This is a genomic window from Candidatus Zixiibacteriota bacterium (assembly GCA_026397505.1).
Classification (GTDB): domain Bacteria; phylum Zixibacteria; class MSB-5A5; order GN15; family PGXB01; genus JAPLUR01.
This window is the reverse complement of record JAPLUR010000014.1, coordinates 1-22229: the sequence shown is the minus strand read 5'-3', so window position 1 is coordinate 22229 and position 22229 is coordinate 1. Positions and strand designations below refer to the sequence as shown.

Here is a 22229-nt window from a genome sequence, read left to right as displayed (position 1 = left end):
CAGATTATAGCTCGAAAGAAACGTCGCCCGGTCGGCTCCCGCAAAGCGACGATTCAGATGCGTCGATAATGCCGGGCTGACCAGTTCTTTAATTACGAAGTAGGCGACTATTCCCGCCATAGCCGGATAAATGGAAAACCTGGCCGCAACAAATATACCTGCGGCCAAAAGAATAAAGCATACCGTAAGATAATAATCGAGCTTTTCAAAATACTTCTCGGCCCAGCGCATTATGGCTATTACAATCAGAGCGCCTGCGGCGGTCATCAGCCCAAAATAGGAAATGCCAATCCCTCTCATCTCGGAAAAGAGCACCTGCCAGTACTGATCGACACCCTCAAAAGCAAGATTGGAAAAGATTCCCACTACAAATATTGCCATAATTATTTTGCTGGAATTCATAAAGTGAAAAACGGCGGAGATTCCTTTGCGGGTTCTCTCGCCCGAACCTAAGATGAGATTCCTGGGCGGTTCAGTAAGATAGAAGGAAAAAACCGTACCCAATATGGCAAGAATAATAAATGGGGCAAAAAGGTAGGGCAGAAATCTTGAGGCCAGGAATCCCCCGGCAACCATGCTCAGCACCAAGGCTGAAGTACGGAAAATAGTCCTGTTGGAAAACAGCCTCGGAAGATAAGTATCTTTTTCCGCCTGCTTCAGAGAATCGACTGCCAGCGCCTCAAGCGCACCGGATATGAAAGTCTCGGCTATTCCAAATACCATCTCCGCCGCCAAAAACCCGCCGAAATTTCTAACTGAAAGAAAAATGATGCCGGAAATAAGAAAACCAAGAAATCCAACGGAGGTGGAAAGCCTCCGCCCGAATCGGTCGGCAAAAAGACCGGTGGGAATTTCGAAAAGAATTATGGTCGCCTCAAAGACCGCGGCCAGAAGTGCCACCTGGAACAGGCTCACTCCATAGTGACGGAAATAGACAACATAAACCGGCAGAATCAGCCCGGAAAGAAGAGACAGAATTGTCTCGAGAAGATAGAACAGTTTTATGTTTTTCGAAGGCAACTCAAATCACCGCAATCGCCTCAATCTGGATCTTGACATCCTTAGGGAGCCGCGCCGCTTCAATTGTGGCCCGGGCCGGCATATCCAGAGTGAAATATTTGGCGTACACCTCATTGACTGCGGCGAAATCATTCATGTTGACCAGATAGATAGTGGTTTTGACCACATGTTTCATTTCGGCGCCGGCGGCAATCAGTACCGCCTGAAGATTTCTCAAAACTTGTTCGGCCTGTTCGGCGGTGGTCAGGCCGATAATTTTCCCCTCTTTCGGATCCAGCGGAATCTGCCCGGAGCAGAAAATCATTTCCCCGATCGATGTTTTCACAGCCTGGGAATAGGGGCCTACCGCAGCGGGGGCTTTGTCGGTTTGGATTATTTCTTTCATCGTTTCTCCTCATATAATTATTTAAATATACGGTAGCATAAGCGTATGGGAATGGCAGTGTCAATCTCAAATTGGGGAAAATCATTGCTAAAGGCTTGCCATGGCGGCGGCATTCAGTTATCCTTACCCCTTGTGTTTTGGACAGTTAAAGAAAATATGCCGGCAGCCGATAAGTTTAGCGTATGAGCAACGATTTCCTTCTGCAGGAATTTCAGCAAACCGAGCTTAAGGAACCGCCCAGCCTTCCATTGCGGGTGCGCAGGCAGAAACCTATCTGGCGGGAGTACGCCGAGGTGATCCTGATCGCCCTGGCGGCCGCTATTCTGCTTCGCCTGTTTGTGATTTCGGCCTATCGCGTCGATTCGTCCTCGATGGAGGATACGCTTCTTGAAGGGGATTATATCTTTGTCAATCAGCTGGCCTACCGTTTCGGCGAACCCAAAATCGGCGATATCGTCGTATTCAAGTCGCCGCTCAATCCGACCAAGGATTATATCAAACGGATTGTGGCGTTGCCGGGAGAGACCGTAGAAGTGATCGACAAGGTTCTCTATGTCGACAACCAGCTGGCCAAGATTTTCCCCAATGTCAAGAACGCCGACCCGAAAATTCTACCCATGCAGCTTTCGCTGCGGGATAATTTCGGGCCGATTCAGGTCCCCTCCGACCAGTATTTTGTTCTCGGGGACAATCGTGATGACAGCCAGGACAGCCGTTTCTGGGGATTTCTTCCCAAAGAGAATCTCAAAGGGCGCGCCCTTTTTGTCTACTGGTCCTGGGCTCCCGATCCCAAGGCGCCCAAAGGGGGATTCCCCTATATCACGGTTCCGTTCCAGTACGGTTTCTATTTCCTGACCAATTTCCCGTCTCATACGCGCTGGGAACGGCTGTTCACCGCGCTCTAAAGAATGTCTCTTTCCCTTTATATCCATTTTCCATTCTGCACCAACCTTTGCGGCTACTGCGATTTCTACAAGGTGCATCATAAGCCGGCTATTGTAGAGCAGTACTACCGGGCGTTAAAGACAGAACTGATTTTGGCCAAGGATACGATTGATCCCGACCAGCGCCTTCTTGATACTATTTATATCGGGGGTGGAACACCCTCGCTGGCCAGAACTGAAGACTTGGTAGAGATGCTGGACAGTATTAGGCGGCATTTCCGCCTGGCGCCCGATATGGAATTTTCTTTCGAGATTAATCCGGAATCGATCAATAGCGACAAACTCATTTTCCTCAAAGAGCTGGGCGTCAATCGCCCCATTTTCGGCATGCAGAGTTTCAAACCGCGACTGCTGAAAGTGCTTAATAGAAAGCACAATCTTGATGATTCCTATCGTGCCATTTATCTGGCGCGCGCTGTCGGCTTTGACAATTTCGGGCTCGACATGATATTCGGCCTGCCGAAACAAACCTCGCGGATGCTTTCAGATGATTTGAATCAACTGATGGAGCTCAAACCGCCGCATATATCGTACTATCAGTTGACCGTGGAAAAGGGAACGGCGCTGGAAAAACAGCTTACCGAGGGAAAATTGCGTCTCCCCGATTCCGATCTCTCGGCGGCGATGTACCGCGGTATCAACGCCGAGCTTTCCAAACACGAATACTTCCGCTACGAGATATCCTCGTACGCGCTTCCCGGCTACGAATGCCGGCATAACCTTCGCTATTGGGAGGGGGGCGATTTCCTGGGGCTGGGCCCCGCAGCGCATAGTTTTATCGGTGACAACCGCTTTGCCAATGTCTCTGACCTGAAAACCTATCTGGAAAGACTTGCCCGTAAAGAGCGTCCTCTGGTTTTTGATACCGGAAGCAGGGAGGCGCGCATTTATGAGACAATTATGCTCGCCCTGCGTACCGCGCGGGGACTGGAGCGGAAATATTTCCGGCACCGGTTTGGCGTTTCGGTGGAACAGGTGCTTGATGACCGCAGTTTCCGGGCCATGGTGGAGTCGGGATTGATCGACCCGGAGGGGGACAGAATCAAACTGACCGAGCATGGTTTTCCGTTGGCCGATGAAATCATCCGCCGCCTGGTGAAGTAGACCCTGTGCCGTTGGCGGCTGGCCGCAGTGGGTTCACATTGACCCCACTACCCGACTGGATTCTGGCTTTCGCCAGAATGACATTTAAAGAGGCATCTTCCGGCAAATGTAATCTTCTGCCATCATCGCCCCGTCATTGTCATACTGGACTTGATCCAGCATCCAGATTCTTGTGTCTACTGACGCAGGAAGATGGCGGAACCGCACGACTTCGTCGCGGTTACCGCACTACCACTTGAAATGGCACGAGCACAGGAATTTCCCACAGCCCGCCGCGGCGCGTGGGTCACCGGGTGCAAAGGCTATCTTTGCGTAAAATTTAAGTATAGCAATGCCTTCACTGTCTTTGCCGTCAATATGGAAGGTGAATTATCGAAAACAATTACATAAACGTCGGACTTGGGGAAGGCAAAATCCAACTGGTGAATAGTTGTCTTATCAGTGTCATATAAAGCTACTGCCGCATTTTTATTTTTCCAATTGACATAATTGACAGCATCAAAGATGAGGAACCGAATATCATTATGAACTCCACCTTCTGCAATAAAATTACCGATAAGACGCGGTTTCTTCATCGTGCCATCACTTAAATCCAGTTGTTTAAATATGATATTCCCGGCCACAACCGAAAAAGTATCCACCCAAAAGCCTGCGGTTAGTACAGGCGGCGGCAGTGCCGTGACATAGTCGCGGATCCAGTGAAAACGATCGCTGTCTTCAATCAATTCATCAGCATCAATTAGAGTTAACTCATCGCTCACATTTTCTCTTCGCTCATCATTGCCTGGATGCGTAACGGCCCATTGTTCAATTATACTTTGCGGGCCAGCGCCATATTTGGCAAATGTCTCAAATAGGGTGACCATTCCCGCAAGATTTACACCGGCCTCATATAGATTATAAAATCCCAGTTTATCCGCCTCACGCTCATCATCGCGGCTATATTTCATAAGCGAGAAGAATGCCAGAGCGCCGCCCGCGTCGGTAAGTGCCTGCGCCCATTTATTTCTATCCTTATTCAGTATTTCGCCAGCGGCGGCGAGTATGCCAGTATACAATAATTTCTTTGACAATTGCTCCGCAGTATGCTTGCCAACGATATGACCGATTTCGTGAGCAATTACGCCTCCTAATTCCGATTGGGAATTCATCTTCTCCAAAAGTCCCCGATAAATAAACACACGGCCACCCCCGGTGGTGAAGGCGTTGATTTCGTCACTATTGATGACTCGGCATGAATAATCAAGAGCGGGGCGTTTTGAATATTGCGCAATATATTTGCACAGGCTATCGACATATTGATCCACAATTGTATCATTCAACATGGGTGAAGTGTTTATGATTTCATCGGCGAACCCATTAGCCAATTCCAGTTCGCTGGATTCATCCAGAAGATTAAATCCCTTTCCATAATCCATTCTGTCAACACTTAGCACGCCGGGATTGAAACAGATAAAAGATACAGAGTCCACTCGTAAATCGCCCGTTGTTCGATCCGTAACTGAATTGAAGAAGCCAACTTTTTTCTTCTCAAATTCACGAAGGATGGCCTTCCTTTCCGCACCATTTCTTATCTGTATCAAGTCCGTTCTGCCTTCGCCAAAATTATATTGTGGTATAGCAAAACCTGTATCAAAGGCCAGGGTGGATATTTTATGTAATCTTACTTCTACTTTCACTCCCTCGGTTTTAAGAGTGAAAAGCTGCTTCTTTTTGTCATATTTGACGAATTCATAAACCGCGCCATGACCTGTGCGCTGTATAACCTTTACGAAGAGAGTGTCTTTTGCGGCTTTGGATTCATTACCCGCACAGATCAAAAATATCACTAATAAATAGCAGAAACGCCTCATTGCCCGCTCCTCTTCTAAATGATAAAATCTTAGCTTGACAATAAGTATGTCCATTTTTCGGGTGATGTCAAGAGCAAAAGCATTCTTATTAGTCAGCATTCTCGCGGTCCATCAACAGATTCTTTCTTAGGGAATCAGAAGAAAGTGTCGAAACCACCATTCATTTCGCGGGGCGGAATTCAGGGGGAATTTTGACATACCAGACTGGATTCTGGCTTTCGCCAGAATGACATTAATAGAAGTATCTTCTGAAAGAGCAGGCAATTAAAATCCACCGCAAGCGGGCGGGCCACCCGATATATGGGTTGAAATTTTCCGTCAGGAACCCGCCAAGGCGGGCTGTGGATTCCGTTCCTTCAGCGGCAGAAATCCGCATCTGCCCAAACACATCACTTGTTCACCTGTCCTAATATTCGCCTCTCTTTAATAAGCCAAAGACGAATGAGAATATCCATTATTGTCTATTTTGTCAAGGCCAATTGCGCCGCACCCCACAAACCGGCCTAAATGGCTGGCCGCATAAGCCCAAATACACCCCTATCCCCATGGCACTGAACCACCCCGATTCAAAATCCACATCAAACCGATGGTGAATTGGCCCTCCTTCCTTTAATAAAGAGCACCGCTATCTATATGTCTGAAACCGAAAAACAATTCATCACCAATCCCAATGTCAAAAATTGTCACCCGCGTGGTCTTTACTCCCAAAATCGCCACAAGATCACCATAAAAAATAATAAAAATGAAGAAACGAACTCCCCCCACCCCACCCGCCAATTCCAGTCTAACCTCTTGTCCCACAAACGAAAACGTCCGCTACGTGCGCGGCAGGCTTCAGCCTGTCCGAGGGCATTTTTTTCGCTGGCCAGCCGGTTGCAGCTTCCAAAGTCTGGCCGAAAAATTTTGTGGAACAAAGCCAAATATTGCCATCCCCTTGGCATATATACGGATAACGTGTTCTTTTGTGCCTTTGCTTTCATTGGCGCACACACAACTTTCAGCGGTACAACAAAATAACATGGCGTGTGCACCACCAATTGCGTGTCGGGTTTCTCAATTCCTCATAGAGGAATTTCGGAGCCCCACCTACCGCCTGATTGACATGCCGCAAAATAGATATATATTCAATGGTGAATGATATCTCGCTCCCTTTAGTAAGAACGGAGGATATTAATATGTATGTCAGTAAGAAGCGGCTCAAAGCGAATCGGGCCAATGCCCAAAAATCGACCGGCCCCAGAACCCCTCTGGGTAAACTCCGCTCCAGCCGCAACGCCGTAAAACATGGGTTCTATGACACTTTTGATCTGGGCCGCGCCCTTCTCTTGCTCCCGCCGGCGCATCGCACGGCCTTCATGTCATTCTTACGCAAGAAAACCCCATCGGCTGCCCCGGAGAAAAGGACTGCCGACCGCAACCGAAAAATTTCTATGAAGAAACGTCAGCCGCACTCAAAAACTGCCCCGGAGATTAAAAATATACCTGATTCCGCCGTCCCGGATGTGCACACCCGCAAACGCTCCCATCCTTTCTCCGGCGGCAAAACGACAAGACCGAATAAAACCGGTCGCGGTTCGCGGAAAAAATGACAGAACAAACCCAATTCATGAGTTGTATCTGTCAGCGCTTCTTTTTTATCGGCGACCAGCCAAAAAGCTCGAAATCAACCGTTTCATTCTTCCCGAAAACCACCCCCTCTTTTTCCAGGAGGGCTTTCTGCAATTCATAACCGTATCCGCGAGGCAGCGAAATCTGTCCTTTGGCGTTGATGATCCGAAACCAGGGAAGTTTTTCTTTCTCGGAGGAGGAGTGAAGAATACGGACGACCTGACGGGCGCCTCTTGGGTCGCCGGCCAGCGCGGCAATCTGCCCGTAGGTGGCCACTTTGCCACGCGGTATCTTTTTTACGAGCTTGATTGCCCGTTCGCGGAAACTGTCGCTCATCTATCCCTCATGTTATAAAGGTATCCTACGAAACAAATCGCAGGATACCTTTGTCAAGATTATTCTGTTTTGGCACTTTTGGCGGTTATGTCTGGAAGAGATACTGCAGTTTCATGAAAAACTGCCGGTCAGTCATCCGCCAGTTCGACCTGTCTTGCGAATTCATCCCCATGTCATTGTAGTCATAGGTCGAGCCAAGATAGAAAACCGAGAAGGGGCTGATACGGTAAGTCATGAGCGGGGCAAGATCCCAGGATTTTCTAAAATCATCGTACTGCACGATCATGCGGAGCGACAGGGATCTGGTTGCCTGATACCGGATTCTGGTGCGCGTGATATAACCGCTGAAAAATTCCGCGCCGGTGTTGATATCGCTCATCCGCAAAAAGTTCAGGTTCGGCTCGATGGTCAATCGGTCGATTGGCTTGATAGTAAAGCCGGCGCCGAAAGAGGTCTGATGTCCCCGGCGCATGGCGAAATAGGCGATATCGGCTGAGCGTGTGAGGTAAATACCGCCGCCGAACTTGTCACTCAATTGACTGTTGATGTTTAAGTTCGCTACCCACAAGGGGTCGAATAGTGCTCCAGCAAACCATTGAGAGCCCTTATTGAATTCAAAATCGATCCGGGTTTGGGCCACGTTCAGTTGACCCTCCAGTGCGAGTCCGCTGAATTCGCTTTGCGTTCCCCCATCGAAATTCCATCGTCTATAAGTTGATAATCTCGGTGTCAGTCTTTCCAGTAATCCCTTTTTGAAATAGAATGTGTATGATGAACTTAAATTCGTGGTGCGATGGTTGTTTATCGGGTCAAAGCCAACCTCGGTACGGTATGTCGGATCGAGCTGATTATAATCCGCATAAAAATTCCAATGACGGGCGCCGCGCATCAATCGCACTATAAGAGCAGTGCCGTAGAAAGATTCGCCATCAAAGGCAACCGTATGCTTACCCCTGTTGAAAGTATAGCCGTCATATTCGGCGGTGAGAGCGGGATTATCAAGTTCCCTGGTATGGGTTCCGATAAACTGTCCGTCAAGGACATAGCTTTTTGCAAATCGCAGCGTGCCGTCGAGGGTAAGGACGGTTCCGCTTCCTCCTTTTTCGAAACGACGGTCATTCACCATAAAACCGAGTTTGGAACTTTCCCCAAAAGCGTGCGTGCCCCGAAGAACATTGATCAGACTTCTCCCGGTTCTGAACTCCACGCTGCTCTGATCCAGAGGAATAATATACCAGGTTTTTTCATCGAGCGCAGACAGGAAACCGATGCTGTTGCGCCCGACCCGCCCGGTCAATTTGGCCGCATATTGGGGATCACTTATCAGGCGGGAATAGAACGACTGAAACAGAGTCTGGAAAATATCGCTTCCCTCCTGAAAGAAAGGCCGTCTTTCCGGATAAAAAAGGGCGATGGTGGAGTTGATGTCGATCTGGGCGGCATCCGATTCGATCTGGCTGAAATCGGGATTTATGGCCCCCTCCGCGGTGACATCGGACGAGATGGAGTATTTTCCTCCCAGAGAGAGTTCTCCTCTGGGGTCGCCATTCCTGAATGGGGAATTGGGATTTTCCGGATCGGCCAGAGTTCCTGATTGACGGCCTACGAAAGCGGGCAGAATTTCTATGCCCTGGCCCGGCTGCACATCTTTCAGGCCGTTGACCGTTCCCCACTGGCAGGGAAAGCATTGCACATTACGGTCATAGGCCGCCCAGGAATACTGCTTGAAAGTTTCCCTGGGGTGATCGCGCCAAAAATCCATCCGCCAGGTTTGAACATCTTTATTGGGGAAACGCATGCTGGCAAAGGGAATCGCCACCTCCACCTGATAGCCGGAATCGGTAATCTTAGCCGCCGATTTCCAGATTAGATCATAGCCAGGATCCTCCATACCCACACTCGACCAAAGGCGGTCTTTTTGAATACCGTATGGATTGACAAAAAACTCATAAGCCCACGCGGCGTTTCCATAGGTGTCAAGCAGGATAACGACCGCATCATCGCCATAAAATTGATCCCTCTGGCACATAGTCGCCCTTATTTTCGAGGGATCATCATGACAGACAAAAGCAACATACAGATTGTCGGCATCATAAGTAATATAAGCTTCAGTGGCAACCTCCGGCGGGGTGTTGTCACCGGGGGAACGTTCCACGAAATTGTCAATGCGGGCGGCGGATTTCCAGGTGGATTCATCTAAAATCCCGTCAATATTCACGGAGGAGACAGCTCGGGAGGTTTCCAGAATCGGCCGGAATATCGGCTTCGATTCTTTTGTGGCCGCCGACGGCAGGACAAATAGCAGCACCAAGGTGACAACTATGCCGATCAGGCCTAGACTTCGGATTGAATTAGGTGTTTTCATAGACATGACCCTTCTTTAATAGAAATTCCAATTCTATCTCTTTTTGTGAGGGAGGAATAGCCGCTGCGTTTATGGCCGGCCGCAGCAGCCTCCAACAAGCCTTCTCATAGTCCCCTTTACGTGCGACGCTTTTATTTACGCTCCGAAATGCAGCAGGTTTCAAAAAAGATAAAAATATCCAAATATGACTTTTCATAAAAGGGATTGGTTGATTTAGGACTTGAATAGGGATTAAAGCACCAATTGTATCCATCATTTCATTCTCTTTCATGTTTCCGGATGGCGGGATGCGGCAAGGGGTATGATCGTCGAAACTCCGCTCATCCCGGCGGCGGCGGAATCTGGTGAAATTTCAACGTGCGGAACTAATTGCGGACAAAAGGCTCATCGAACGTTGAGCCACCACCCCTCATTAAAATGACGGCAGATTTGACGTAACAAAACCGGTTTGCCGAACGTTAATATTGAAAACGGCAACCTATTTGTGATTGGTCCTGGTACTCGAAAAACTCCCCACCCCGCACCAGAACCATAGCCTATTTGGCAGGCACTAAATGAGCGAATTGAGGAAATTTGAGACACGCACCGACAGTCAATGAAGGACGGTGTCTTATTTATCCGGGTTTCAAATGCGTCTTTAAAGGCTCATTAATATGAGGAAGAAGAACGACAATCTTTAAGTAAAGGAGAGATAATGATGCGGGCGTTGTTAATCACTCTATTAATTCTGACATCAACCGGTATGGTCGTGGCACAGTCCGGTGCCGGAAAGGATTCCTCTCGAATCGAAGAGCTCTTTGACAACTATTTCAGGGAATGCCTGAAACTCGGCCCGGAAGGAGCATCTCAGCTGGGTCTGCCGCCGGAAGAAGGTTATTATTATGACCGTTCCGGTCTCGACAACCTTTCCGATGAAGGGCTGAAAGCTAATTTCGACCTGGCGCGGAAATATCTGGGGCAGTTGAAAGAGATTGATACAAGCAAGATCACCAAATCACAGAAGACCGACTGGCAAATATTGGTTTGGTCGCTGACCACTCAACTTGAGGGAGAGAAATTTGTCGATAACGGATATCTTATAGATCACCTGTGGGGTTTTCCCGGCCGCTTCATAAACCTGATGATGGGGTATCATGCCATCAGTTCTCTTCAAGACGCCAAAGATTACCTTGAACGTCTGGGAAAACATTCGGTGCAGTTGAAACAGGCGATGATAAGGCTTGACCGGCAGGAAAAGAAAGGGATTATTCCTCCGGTATATATTGTCGACCGGGCGATCGCCGGCATTGAAGAGTTCATGAAACCGGCTCCGGCGGAAAATATCTTATATCAGGATTTTAAGAATAAACTGGATTCGGTGGAGGGTCTCGATGCGACGGTTGCCCGAGACCTCTGCGGGCAGGCGGAGTTGGCCATTTGGGAGAAGATTTATCCGGCCTATGATGAATTTCTGAAATCGCTTAGAGCCATATCTCCAAAAGCCGACAGTCTGGCCGGTGTCTGGAAACTGCCCGATGGAGATAAATACTATCAGTACTGCCTGAAAAGTTTTACTACGGCAACGACTCCGCCCGATCAGGTTTTTCAACAGGGGGTGCTCGAGGTGAAGCGGCTGCAGGATATGGCGAAGATTCTCCTTGACTCGATTGGAATAAAGGGAAATAAGGCTTTTGGCGAATTGATGAACGATTATCGGGCGATCTGGAACCGTCCCGATCTGAAAGATAAATTCTTCTATTCCGATGGTCCCGAAAAAAATCAGATGATTCTGGCCGACTATCGAGCGCTGGTTGATGATGCCTCTGCCAAACTGTCCCAAGCTTTCAGCTATATTCCCAAGGCCCGGGTCGGCGTTGAAGCTGTACCTGCCTATAAAGAGGAGGGTGGGTTGACTTACTATGAGCCCGCCTCTCTTGATAGCCGGAGAAAGGCAACTTTTTTCATAAACATGATGCAGCCTCTTCCCAAGCCGACCATGCGAACTCTCACTTATCACGAAACCATTCCGGGACATCATTATCAAATCGCATTGCAGCAGGAATTGACATGGAATCGGATGTTTAAGAATCAATCATTCCTGTCCGGATTCGGCGAAGGGTGGGCCATGTATGTGGAGGATTTGGCCGCGGAACTGGGCTGGCTGCCGGATATTTATTCGCGTATCGCCGAGATTAACTCCCAGTTGTTCCGGGCGGTGCGCATTGTGGCCGATGCCGGAATTCACTATAAAAGATGGAACAAGCCGCAGGTGCTGAAATACATGGGTGACAACCTCGGCTGGGCCTCCGAAAATGAGGTTGACCGATATATTGTCTGGCCGGGACAGGCTCCCTCTTATACGATCGGGAAACTTAAAATAATGGAACTTCGCGAGAAAGCCAAACGGGCTCTCGGGTCAAAATTCAATCTGAGAGATTTCCACATGTTAGTTTTGGAAAACGGCAGTATTCCGCTGGCTTTGTTGGAGGAAATGGTCGACGACTATATCAACCGTAGCAAATAGCGCTGCGGAAATCTGATCATATGCATGGACCCGGGCGACGGTGCAATCGCAATCGCCCGGGTCTCTTTTAAGAATTCTACTGCAGTCTTATTCGGGTGGTATTTTTTTTCAGAGCTATCAAATGATTCGTGCTGTCGCATAATGAGCAGGAGTGTGTTTCAAAATAGTAATCTTTGAGCGAATATGGCAGGACAATTCCGGCCATTTCCGCCAGTTCTTCGGCACGCTCCCATGTATTTTCGAGATAAAGACCGCAGCCGACACAGAAACTTTGAATAACGGTCGGGACAGGCGGATTCTGCAGCGGGCCATCCAACGGTTCCAGAAGGTCTTCCCTTTTGACGACGTGTCCGCCGTCGGCCTTTGCCCTGCCGACAGTGCCAAATAGTTCGGCCTTGATACGTCGCTCACGCTCATCAGACATACAATCTCCAATTTCTTAAAAAAAGCACTTATAGTCAAGGCTAGTGCGAAGCAGTCATGCGTCTGCCATTTTTCTTACAGCTTGAGATCAAGACTCCAATTTCTTTAGCATGTCGACGGCATTGGTATTTTGAGGATTCAGCTTCAGAGATTTCTTATAATTCTTTATGGCCAGTTCATTCTGACCGTCTTTCATATAAGCTTCACCAAGACAGTCATAGGCATTCCAGGCTTTCGGAAATTCCTTTACGTATAGTTCGAATATTTTGATCGCATCCTTGGGCTTCCCCACGCCCATTAAATAGTAGCCGATGACAACAAACTGGCCCTCGCCGAAAGAATATTCATCCGGGTTATTTTTCCTCAACTCATGCCATTTGGCCACCGCCGAATCGATATTAGATTTCTTATAGGCCTTGTAGAGTTCCACCGCCGCAGGTTTCGGCGGTTTGACATTATTCACACCGTTGGCAATATACTGGATCCACTGATCGGCGGTTACAAATCCCCCCTCAAAAGAATCCCAATCTTTCAGCACTTTATCTTTTTGCAGAGTGGCCACATCTTTGCCGCCGGCCAGTCCGTTCCTGACGATATCGATCGTCTGGGCCAGCATATTCTGGAACTGCTGTTCCTCGGCCATGGTCGTGGTTCGCCCGTGCCCGGGAACGAGGATGACATCGGCCGGCAGAAGTTCAATCACCCGTTGAACGGTGGCGGGGTATTTCAGTGCATTTCCTCCGTTACCGTCAGTCGAGGGGAAATGCATGCCATTGCTCATGGCGCCGGTTGAAACAACTCCGGACTTGGTGAAATGCACGATTATGTCGCCGTCATCGTGGGCGCCGGGAACGGCAATCAGCCGGATCTTTTCACCATTGAAAAAGAGTGACAGAGAATCGGTGAGAGTTATGCTCGGCAGGGCGGTATCGGAATATTCCTCAAGCAAATATGCCCCGCTTTTCATTCTGGTTCTCAGGCTTTCATGACCGATTCTGACGACATCACCGCCAAAGGCAATATTCCCGCCGATATGCTCATTGTGGGCGTGAGTATAAATGATAAATTTCACCTGTCCATTTCCCAGGGTTTTCACCAGACTCTTGAGCTCCTCGGCGGTGTATTTCGCGCCGGCATCGACCAGCAATATCCCATCCTCTCCCACCGAAGCCACCATGTTTGAGGAAAAGGGATAAGTGGCCGTCAATTCATAAATATTATCGGCGAGCTTTTGGACCTGGATATTGGATTTCTCCTGTGCCGTAACAGGCGCGATTGATAGAACCGTTATCAGCAGGGTCATCAACACTACAAGACGTTTCATGACTGATCTCCTCATAATTCTGTGTGGATGGGGATTAAGACTGTGACTCAAGAATAAAGGTCTCTCCCACCCGAACAAGAGTTCCTAAACTATACACGTATGGGGGGTATAATTTGTTTCATATTCCCGTCGGCACGGGAAATGTGCACACTTCGCTCGCTTGCCGAGAGTGCAAGACTCCTGCTCTACTACTGACAATTTGCCGGGACGACATGTGCGCTGCCGCATCGCCCCCCCCTAATTTGTTGCACCGCCAGCGGTTGCACCATGTCGACAAGAAGGAACTCAAGAAAAAAGGAGACCCATATGCTTGCCACATAGACGACATGAATTGGGTTTGTTTCTTCGATTTTTAAAATGTAAGCGGCATTGGTCTCGCGGTGATTTGGTACTGCGGCCGGCGCAATAAAAGAGACAGGGACGGGCAGACTTTTTAACAAGCCCTGAAGCCTGCCGCGCACGGGGCGGGCATTTTTGTTTGTGGGACAAGAGGTTAGACTGGAATGACCGGGTGGGGTGGGGGGAGTTCGTTTCTTCGTTTTTGTATTCTTTTGCAGCGATCTTGTAGCGATTCTTGAGGTATAGGCTACTCGGGTGACAGTTTTTGACAGTGGGATTGGCGACAATTTGCCTCTTGTTTATCATATGAATAACCATGCTCTTTAAAAAGGGGGGGGTTCCGAAATCACCATCGATGTTGTAGCGATTTTGCTTTCCCTCTCCCGTGGCTCTTCACCCGATCGGTGAGTCACGGATTTCATGGTCTGGAGATGGCATACCGGCCCACCGCCCGCCGCAGGCGGGGTGGGCCACCCTCAGTAACATCGTGCGGTCACAGGACTGAAATATTTTTCGCCACTAATATTGCCAGATTTGGCTTTCTCATCAAACCAATACTATGAAAGTAATCTCAACTTTGGAAAGGTACATTATGAAAAAGCCGTTGATGCTCTTAAAATTGGCGATAATTTTGGCCATCTTTGTCGCAGGTTATTCCATTCCGGCCGCGGTCGGATCACAAGACTGCGGCGATGTCAACGATGATGCCGCTGTCAATATCCGCGATATCACTTCTTTGATTAATTTTTTATACAAAGTGGGGCCGGAACCAAATTGCCCGAATATGGTGCCGACATTGGCTACTGCATCAATGCCATGCCAGGGCGACGATTCGGTGGAGATTGCCTTCAGGAAGAGCGAGCAAACTCTTGGCAATACAAGATCATTTGGTGTCGCCATTGCAGACGTTGATCTGGATGGGGATAATGATATTTTCGTGGCCAACTATATCGGCCCCTCGCAACTCTGGCTGAATGACGGAGAAGGTGTATTCTCGGCCAGCCCCCATAATTTCAATATTTCTGAAGTACATGGTGTCGGTATTCGAGATCTCAATGGTGATGCATATCCCGATATTTTCTTGCTGAGCCATGCGAGTCCAAGCAAAGTCTACTTTGGCAGCGGATCAGGAACATTCACACCGGGCGATCAGAATATTGGTTTGGGAACCGATTATCCCGGTATGATTGTACTCGGAGATGTTGACGGGGATGGTGATATCGACGCATTTATTTCATATTACCAATTGCCTAATCGACTTTGGCTAAATAACGGAACAGGGTTTTTTACAATGACGAGTCCTGAATTTGGCGGGGGCAATGGATCCGAAATGGAGCTGGCGGATGTCAACGGTGACACCTTTCTTGATCTGTTTATAAGTTTTCAGGACCAGCCGGATGAAATTTGGATAAATGACGGCTCCGGCAATTTTGTGAAAAGCGGCCAAGAATTGGGAAGTAGTACAGGATACGAACATGTTTCGAGTGGTGATGTGGACGGTGACAGTGATATTGACTTTGCGGTGGATAATTCGGCAACGGGTGTGACAATTTGGCTTAATGAGAACAACACGGGATCATTTATTGAAGCAGGACCCTATTTTGAAGCTGGCGCCTCAAGAGCCAAATTGTTTGATGCCGACCTGGATGGTGATCCGGATTTGATTACGACCCATCAAGGAAACGGAAATAAACTATGGATAAATAATGGCTCAGGAGGTTTCACTTCGCTGGGTCAGCTTTTCGGAAGCGCCAGAGCGGCCAGTGTAGCTTGTGGCAGGCTTGACAATGATGATGACTTTGATGTTGTGTTCGGGATGGCAGAGAACGGTGGTAGTAATCCAATCTACTTTAATGAATCCGTTCATATCGCTGCCGGCGTTTGCGGTGATGTTAACGCCGACTGCGTTGTGAATATCAAGGATATAACATATTTGATCAAATATTTATACCAGGGTGGCCCGGCGCCGATTTGCCCGAATACGGTGCCGATATTGACTACCGCCGATATTAGTGAAATAACTCAGACAACGGCGCAATGCGGCGGAAATATCACTTCAGACGGCGGAGCAACCGTTACCGCCCGCGGGGTTTGCTGGAGCACCGGTTCAACACCGACGGTGGCTGATGAAAAAACCACCGAAGGCACGGGAACGGGAATTTTTGCCAGTTCCCTAACCGGTCTGGCTGCCAGGACAACTTATTATGTGAGGGCCTACGCTACCAATAGCGCCGGCACAGGCTATGGCAGTATTTTATCATTCATGACGACCGATTCAATGGGTACGGTGACAGATATCGACGGCAATATTTATCGCACAATTAAGATAGGGGATCAATGGTGGATGATGGAAAATATAGAAGTGACACACTACCGCAATGGCGATCCCATCCCCAATGTGACCGACAGTTCCACCTGGGCAAGCCTGACTTCCGGAGCTTACTGCAATTATAATAATGATGAAGCCAATGTCGCTACATATGGCCGCATGTATAATTGGTATGCAGCGACCGACAGCCGGAATATTGCGCCGGCCGGCTGGCATGTGGTCAGCGATATCGAATGGCAGACGTTAATCAATTATCTGGGGGGCGACGCGGTAGCAGGATGGAAAATGAAAGAAACCGGGACGGTACACTGGCTCCCCCCGAACTCGGGCACCAATGGATGCGGGTTTACCGCGTTACCGGGCGGCTATCGTGGCAGCAACTATGCAGTTTTTGCCGATTTGGGCAACTATGCCTGTTTCTGGACATCCACCGCGATCAACAGCAGCTACGCCTGGTATCGGAGCATAAGTTACAACAATCCAGAAGTCAGCCGCTATGATAGCAGAAAGTTCTATGCTTTTTCGATTCGCTGTGTCAGGGATTGAATTGATTAATGGTCGGGAAGGAAATTTGCGCCTGCGGCGCAATGTCAAGACCGCCAAAGGGGTCGTTGACCTACATAAAAATCTTACCTGTTCCGTCAGGTCCTGAATTCCGCTGCACTGGCGGAGGAATGGTGACCTGACGGCTTTCTGAAGATTTGTAGATTAGGTCTCTCGCGGACTTGCCACAGTTTTGTAGTTCCGTAGGTCAGGTCTCTTGCAGACCTGACATGGTATTGTCAGGCGCGTAAAGCTCCTGACATACCTAATAAAACGCTGGAACACTGGCCGGGTGATCTCAAACCCGACCAATTGACTCATCTATCCGGCAGAAATGGCTTGCGTTGTGCGGGGTTGGGCTTATATTGAATACAGGTCAACTAATTGTCATCTATTGAAAGAAACATCATATGAAAAGAGAATGCCGCTGCTGGCAGTTGCCTTAACGTTCAGGATATTACCTATTTGATAAATTTCCTATACAAGGGCCGGAATTCGCCGAGGGTGATGTGTGTGGGTTAAGGTAATACTGTGTCAAAGATGCTATTTTCTTCATAGAAGGAGGAAGTCATGATTAAGAATTTGTTCTTTGTGATTGTCTTCATTTTATCGATTATCCACCCAGGAAAAGGGGCTGACCTGTATTTGGTGAAAATTGACAATCAGGAAAGACTCAACGCCGCCAAAGAAATCGCAGGAACTGCGCGAGGTATGGTAGGAGAATCATTTTTGGCCGACCTTACCGCCTTACAGGCAGACCAGCTCAACCGTGCTGGAGTGTCTATTGAGATGGTGATGAGAGACTATTCTGGCAGAGGCCTTTTTCTCATAACACCTGTTTCTTCAAAAATCGTTTCACCTCCCTCAAATATCAAGGTGATATACTCTCATGGAGGCAATTATCTTGCGGAACTCAAAGAAGATAAAGTGGAATGGCTTCAACAGAATGGTTTCGAAGCTCAACCAATTGGGGAAAAGGAAACCCCTTTCTTCTGCCACCCGCCTGACGTATCCGTCCCCTCATTTGATAGCTACCCGTGCGACACCCTTGCCAACCTGATAAGCATGGATTCCCTATATAGCTATGTGCATCGGCTCGAGTTATTCCAATCTCGTTATGTAGCCTCGGATTCTCTGGCATCGGCAAGAGATTGGATTGTAAGCAAATTTCATGAATTCGGATACGACTCGGTTGTCCTCGATGAATTTACTTATGATGGAAAGCCATATCATAATGTGATTTGCGTCAAAACCGGAATTGCCAATCCATCGCGATATATTGTCATTGGTGGGCATTATGATTCCCGCAGTAGCGATTCGGACCCAGCCATTTGGGCTCCCGGCGCTGACGATAACGCGAGCGGCACCGCCGCTGTTCTTGAATTGGCTCGAATTCTGAAAGACGCCGCTTTCAATAATTCAATACTTTTCACCGCTTTTTCTGCTGAGGAAGTAAACCTGGTAGGCTCCACTCACATGGCCATGGAAATGTATACCGCCGGTTCAGACATAAATTTCATGCTGAACTTTGATATGATAGGATATACCAAACGTGATGCTGACTCTGTAATATTCCGCGGTTCTACCAGACGATATATTTTTGCCGATGCCTGCCTGCGCCTCGTTGAAGGATTGACACCCTATACTTGGATTACTGGTGTTATGAGCACTGATGAGCGTCCATTCGCCGAAATGGGATATCCAATTGTCGGTGCGATGGAATTTGATTTTAATAGCAATAATTACCATAGTAGCACCGATATATCCGACAGCCTCAATTTTCCCTACATGGAGAAGATTTTGAAAGCTTCAAGCGCCGCTTTGGGCGTCATTGATAACGCATCTCCACCTGTTCATTTTCGTCCATATGATGTCGGTGATGGCCACACAATCCGTGTCATACTGGACAGTTGTGATGCATCATTATCCTATCAAATCCTCTACTCCACTTCGAGGTCAGTCGTTTTCGGCCTTCCCTTTGATTATAGTATCGATTTCCCACCGGGGGCATATTACTGTGATATTCCCGGCCTCGGGGAATACACGACTTATTATATGTCCGTAAAGTCCATTGATGCCATGGGTTATCACAGCATTGAATTTATTGTGGATTCCCTTTACCCTCTCCATTACCCTCGGCAACCTCAATTGCTATCAGTCTATCCTGAAGGGCAGAGCATAGTCATTAATTGGCGACAGAATTTGGAACTGGATATGAATCACTATCAGGTGCTCAGAAAAGATTCGCTGAATGATTGGACAATAATCGGCAACAATATTACCGATACCAGCTATAGAGATTCCGATCTTGATTCACATATGGTCTACACCTATGTGGTAAAGGCAGTTGATAATGATAGTTATGCTTCATATGCCTCTATTGAGGGCAGCGCTGTCATGGCCACATTCGACTGGCCGTTATTATTTGCTGAGGAAACCGATTCCAGCGGGATAAATCCTTCCAATTATACTCAGCAAATATTTTATGATAGTATCTTTACAGGATATGCTCATAATACATATATAATCGACTCCACCCTACCTCCTTTGGCATACAATCAATTATCTCAATATAAAACCCTATATTATTTTGATGACGACAACATAGAGCATTTACTGAACTACTCATTAAATTCGATCAATTGGTTTCTGACGTATCCGAACAACATGCTTCTGGCCGGATTCCAATCGGTGTTTTCAGTTACAGGAAACAGCTTCTTCTACCCGGGGAATTCTTTCTATGATGAATTTGGGTTATCACGTGTAGAAAATTGCCCCACCGCACGGTTTATTCAACCGGTGACCCAGGGTGATTGGCCGGAACTGGAATTGAAAGACGATGCAGCATACTATGGGAATCTCCCGGGTATTTCTATTTTTGAGGGTTCGCCCTATGCGAAAGTAATCTATCGATTCAAATCCAACCCTCCGGGAATATACTTCGATGGTAAGCCGGTTGGAATTGTTTATGATTCCGGTCACGGTAAGAGGGTGGTTCTGGGATTCCCGATTTATTATTTGACTGTCCCCAGCGCCCAGGCTTTGCTCGCCAAGGTACAGGAATATTTTTCACAGCCGCCAATTTACGGTGATGCCAACCATGATGACATCATTAACGTTTTAGACATAACCTTTTTAATCAATTACCTCTATAAAGGCGGCTCCGCGCCCTTTATCCTGAACAATGCCGACCCCAATGCTGACTGCCGAATCAACCTGCGTGATATAACCTACTTGATTAATTTCCTGTATAAAAGCGGCCCGGCGCCGAAGATCGGGTGCATGTAAAGTTTTGTAGGTCAGGTCTCTCGCGGACTTGCCACAGTATAGCGGTAGGTCAAAATTCCCCCCGAATTCCACCCACGGTGGAATGAGCGGGGGTTTTGACAATTCTCACTGACACAGTATTGTCATGAGCGTAAAGCTCCTGACATACCTAATAAAACGCTGGAACACCGGACGGGGAATCTCAAACCCGACCAATTGACTCATCTATCCGACAGAAATGGCTTGCGTTGTCCCCGTTTGGGCTTATATTGAATACAGGTTTAATATTTACCTGCAATTTCTCGTACGAGGGATTAATATGGGCAAGATATCATTTATTGGGATTATGCTCGGGCTTTTCTTTTTGAACCTGAGTAATGTTTTTGCGGCGACCATTCATGTTCCCGCCGACCAGCCGACGATTCAGGCCGGGATAGATGCGGCGGTGAATGGGGATACCGTTTTGGTTGCGGACGGCACTTATACCGGCGATGGCAATAGAGACATATCCTTCAATGGCAAAAGTATAGTAGTTCAATCGGAAGCTGGTCCAGAGACTACTATAATTGATTGTCAGGCTGATAATACAAATAGACATAGAGCCTTCCTCTTTAATAAAAGCGAAAGTAATGAATCTATTCTTAATGGTTTTACAATCACAAACGGGTATGCCCCCGATTTTGTCGATTTCTATGGCTATAATTATGGTAAGGTGGGGGGGGGAATTGCTTGCGGGCAAGCATCGCCGACAATTGCCAATTGCATTGTTAATGTGAATCAAGGCATAAACGGCGGCGGCCTTTACGCAATGGAATCAGCACCAATATTGAGCAATTGCATCTTTAGGAACAATTCAGGAGATGGCATATATATTGAGGGTGCAGAAAGTGATACAGCACAGTTAATAGCCACTTCTATATCGAATAATCTAGGACCCGGAATATCCACTAGTCATTCAAGTGTGAATTTTGTCGACTGTATGATGGATAGTAATTTGGCGGAGGGAGTATTTATCAATAACGGTGATAATATTTCGTTTAATAAATGCTCATTTCGCGGCAATAACAAGAGTGGAATTAGATGTTTTGATACCTATGGGTCGCTAATAATTGACAGTTGTTTATTCTATGCAAATGAGGCTGGAGGTCTCTTAGAGGAATGTGAAGATTGCAGAGTCCGGGCTGTTATTAGCAATTCCTTATTTGATAGAAATACGGCGACTTACGGTGGTGGACTTAGGTGGCAAGGTGACTGGAATAGGTTTTCCTGCATCAATTGCACCTTTGTTAATAATTCTGCTTCATTGGGAAGTGGGATCTATGTAGATTATAATTATTATGCTTCCGTAAAAAATTGCTTATTTGCATTCAATGATGGAAGTGCTCCTCTATTTTTCGGAAATGAAGATTACAGTTTCGATACTTTACAGTGCACTGATATTTATGGAAACTCCGCAGGTGATTGGATTGGCCCTCTTGCGCCCTATTTGGGGATTAACGACAATATGTCTTTGGACCCGCGATTTTGTGATACGGCTAACAATAATTTTTATCTTGCAAGCAATTCACCATGTGCACCTGCCAATAATGGCTGCGGAGCCCAAATTGGTGCATATGGCGTAGGTTGTGAGTCTATTATTAGAACCTTGTATGTGGCTACTGATGGTAATGATTCGACTGGCGATGGCAGCGCCGTGAATCCATTTGCCACTATTCAGCATGCCATTAATATAGCGGCTGACGGCGATTTGGACTGCACCCCTGAGACTGGACACAAAAGGTTAGGAGGATTTGGCACGGATTGGTATTTTGATACGAGGAAAGGATGGTGCCATGAATCCGAAACGGAAGTTCAGTGTGGAGCTGAAACGGCAGGTGGTAGAGCAA

Annotated in this window: 16 protein-coding genes; 8 read left to right on the top strand and 8 right to left on the bottom strand. The window is 47.7% G+C overall.

The window, feature by feature from the left end; translation table 11 throughout:
- The coding region (locus NT002_00750) for an MFS transporter (protein MCX6827806.1) at positions 1 to 1020 on the bottom strand (1020 nt) is incomplete at its 3' end.
- Between the two features lies 1 nt (position 1021).
- On the bottom strand, positions 1022 to 1405 hold the full coding sequence (locus tag NT002_00745) for a RidA family protein (GenBank protein ID MCX6827805.1): 384 nt from the start codon (positions 1403 to 1405) through the stop codon (positions 1022 to 1024).
- Positions 1406 to 1587: 182 nt separating this feature from the next.
- On the opposite strand from NT002_00745, the gene lepB reads away from it, so the two are divergent.
- Together lepB and hemW are read left to right on the top strand one after the other, a co-directional pair.
- The gene (gene lepB / locus NT002_00740) at positions 1588 to 2310 is read left to right on the top strand and encodes a signal peptidase I (GenBank protein MCX6827804.1); all 723 of its coding nucleotides are present in this window, start codon (positions 1588 to 1590) and stop codon (positions 2308 to 2310) included.
- 3 nt (positions 2311 to 2313) lie between these two features.
- Positions 2314 to 3453 (top strand): radical SAM family heme chaperone HemW, encoded by a 1140-nt coding sequence (gene hemW / locus NT002_00735; protein MCX6827803.1) that lies wholly within the window; start codon positions 2314 to 2316, stop codon positions 3451 to 3453.
- 302 nt (positions 3454 to 3755) lie between these two features.
- Here the strand turns inward: hemW and NT002_00730 are convergent, their stop codons facing one another.
- The gene (locus NT002_00730; protein MCX6827802.1) at positions 3756 to 5405 is read right to left on the bottom strand and encodes a M48 family metalloprotease; all 1650 of its coding nucleotides are present in this window, start codon (positions 5403 to 5405) and stop codon (positions 3756 to 3758) included.
- Positions 5406 to 5939: 534 nt separating this feature from the next.
- Here NT002_00730 and NT002_00725 point away from each other — a divergent pair.
- Positions 5940 to 6323 carry a hypothetical protein gene (locus NT002_00725; GenBank protein MCX6827801.1) on the top strand — a complete coding sequence of 128 codons (384 nt, stop codon included), beginning with the start codon at positions 5940 to 5942 and terminating at the stop codon, positions 6321 to 6323.
- Positions 6324 to 6481: 158 nt separating this feature from the next.
- The gene (locus NT002_00720; protein ID MCX6827800.1) at positions 6482 to 6895 is read left to right on the top strand and encodes a hypothetical protein; all 414 of its coding nucleotides are present in this window, start codon (positions 6482 to 6484) and stop codon (positions 6893 to 6895) included.
- Positions 6896 to 6926: 31 nt separating this feature from the next.
- Here the strand turns inward: NT002_00720 and NT002_00715 are convergent, their stop codons facing one another.
- The 3 genes from NT002_00715 to NT002_00705 all read right to left on the bottom strand — a co-directional run bounded on the left by NT002_00715 (position 6927) and on the right by NT002_00705 (position 9886).
- Positions 6927 to 7250 (bottom strand): MGMT family protein, encoded by a 324-nt coding sequence (locus NT002_00715; protein MCX6827799.1) that lies wholly within the window; start codon positions 7248 to 7250, stop codon positions 6927 to 6929.
- 85 nt (positions 7251 to 7335) lie between these two features.
- Positions 7336 to 9615 (bottom strand): DUF5916 domain-containing protein, encoded by a 2280-nt coding sequence (locus NT002_00710; protein MCX6827798.1) that lies wholly within the window; start codon positions 9613 to 9615, stop codon positions 7336 to 7338.
- Positions 9602 to 9886 carry a hypothetical protein gene (locus NT002_00705; GenBank protein ID MCX6827797.1) on the bottom strand — a complete coding sequence of 95 codons (285 nt, stop codon included), beginning with the start codon at positions 9884 to 9886 and terminating at the stop codon, positions 9602 to 9604. Before NT002_00705 ends, NT002_00710 begins: the two co-directional genes overlap by 14 nt.
- A 423-nt stretch (positions 9887 to 10309) precedes the next feature.
- On the opposite strand from NT002_00705, the gene NT002_00700 reads away from it, so the two are divergent.
- Entirely contained in the window at positions 10310 to 12118 is a 1809-nt protein-coding gene (locus NT002_00700) for a DUF885 domain-containing protein (protein ID MCX6827796.1), read from the top strand.
- A 76-nt stretch (positions 12119 to 12194) separates the two neighbouring features.
- On the opposite strand, the gene NT002_00695 is transcribed toward NT002_00700, so the two are convergent.
- Together NT002_00695 and NT002_00690 are read right to left on the bottom strand one after the other, a co-directional pair.
- Positions 12195 to 12542 carry a hypothetical protein gene (locus NT002_00695; GenBank protein ID MCX6827795.1) on the bottom strand — a complete coding sequence of 116 codons (348 nt, stop codon included), beginning with the start codon at positions 12540 to 12542 and terminating at the stop codon, positions 12195 to 12197.
- A gap of 87 nt (positions 12543 to 12629) precedes the next feature.
- Positions 12630 to 13865 carry an MBL fold metallo-hydrolase gene (locus NT002_00690; protein ID MCX6827794.1) on the bottom strand — a complete coding sequence of 412 codons (1236 nt, stop codon included), beginning with the start codon at positions 13863 to 13865 and terminating at the stop codon, positions 12630 to 12632.
- Positions 13866 to 14796: 931 nt separating this feature from the next.
- Between NT002_00690 and NT002_00685 the strand changes: the two genes are divergently transcribed.
- The 3 genes from NT002_00685 to NT002_00675 form a co-directional block, all read left to right on the top strand.
- Positions 14797 to 17079, top strand: a complete 2283-nt coding sequence (locus NT002_00685; protein ID MCX6827793.1) for an FG-GAP-like repeat-containing protein — start codon at positions 14797 to 14799, stop codon at positions 17077 to 17079.
- 567 nt (positions 17080 to 17646) lie between these two features.
- Entirely contained in the window at positions 17647 to 20364 is a 2718-nt protein-coding gene (locus tag NT002_00680) for a M20/M25/M40 family metallo-hydrolase (protein MCX6827792.1), read from the top strand.
- A 298-nt stretch (positions 20365 to 20662) separates the two neighbouring features.
- Positions 20663 to 22229, top strand: a 1567-nt coding sequence (locus NT002_00675) for a right-handed parallel beta-helix repeat-containing protein (GenBank protein MCX6827791.1), incomplete at its 3' end; no start/stop codon positions are given.

Coding starts and splice junctions, on each gene's coding strand:
- NT002_00730 (MCX6827802.1), bottom strand. CDS start 5,405: ATGCTGACTAATAAGAATGCTTTTGCTCTTGACATCACCCGAAAAATG.
- NT002_00720 (MCX6827800.1), top strand. CDS start 6,482: ATGTATGTCAGTAAGAAGCGGCTCAAAGCGAATCGGGCCAATGCCCAA.
- NT002_00690 (MCX6827794.1), bottom strand. CDS start 13,865: ATGAAACGTCTTGTAGTGTTGATGACCCTGCTGATAACGGTTCTATCA.
- NT002_00725 (MCX6827801.1), top strand. CDS start 5,940: ATGTCTGAAACCGAAAAACAATTCATCACCAATCCCAATGTCAAAAAT.
- NT002_00685 (MCX6827793.1), top strand. CDS start 14,797: ATGAAAAAGCCGTTGATGCTCTTAAAATTGGCGATAATTTTGGCCATC.
- NT002_00710 (MCX6827798.1), bottom strand. CDS start 9,615: ATGAAAACACCTAATTCAATCCGAAGTCTAGGCCTGATCGGCATAGTT.
- NT002_00695 (MCX6827795.1), bottom strand. CDS start 12,542: ATGTCTGATGAGCGTGAGCGACGTATCAAGGCCGAACTATTTGGCACT.
- NT002_00715 (MCX6827799.1), bottom strand. CDS start 7,250: ATGAGCGACAGTTTCCGCGAACGGGCAATCAAGCTCGTAAAAAAGATA.
- NT002_00745 (MCX6827805.1), bottom strand. CDS start 1,405: ATGAAAGAAATAATCCAAACCGACAAAGCCCCCGCTGCGGTAGGCCCC.
- hemW (MCX6827803.1), top strand. CDS start 2,314: ATGTCTCTTTCCCTTTATATCCATTTTCCATTCTGCACCAACCTTTGC.
- NT002_00680 (MCX6827792.1), top strand. CDS start 17,647: ATGATTAAGAATTTGTTCTTTGTGATTGTCTTCATTTTATCGATTATC.
- NT002_00705 (MCX6827797.1), bottom strand. CDS start 9,886: ATGAAAGAGAATGAAATGATGGATACAATTGGTGCTTTAATCCCTATT.
- lepB (MCX6827804.1), top strand. CDS start 1,588: ATGAGCAACGATTTCCTTCTGCAGGAATTTCAGCAAACCGAGCTTAAG.
- NT002_00700 (MCX6827796.1), top strand. CDS start 10,310: ATGATGCGGGCGTTGTTAATCACTCTATTAATTCTGACATCAACCGGT.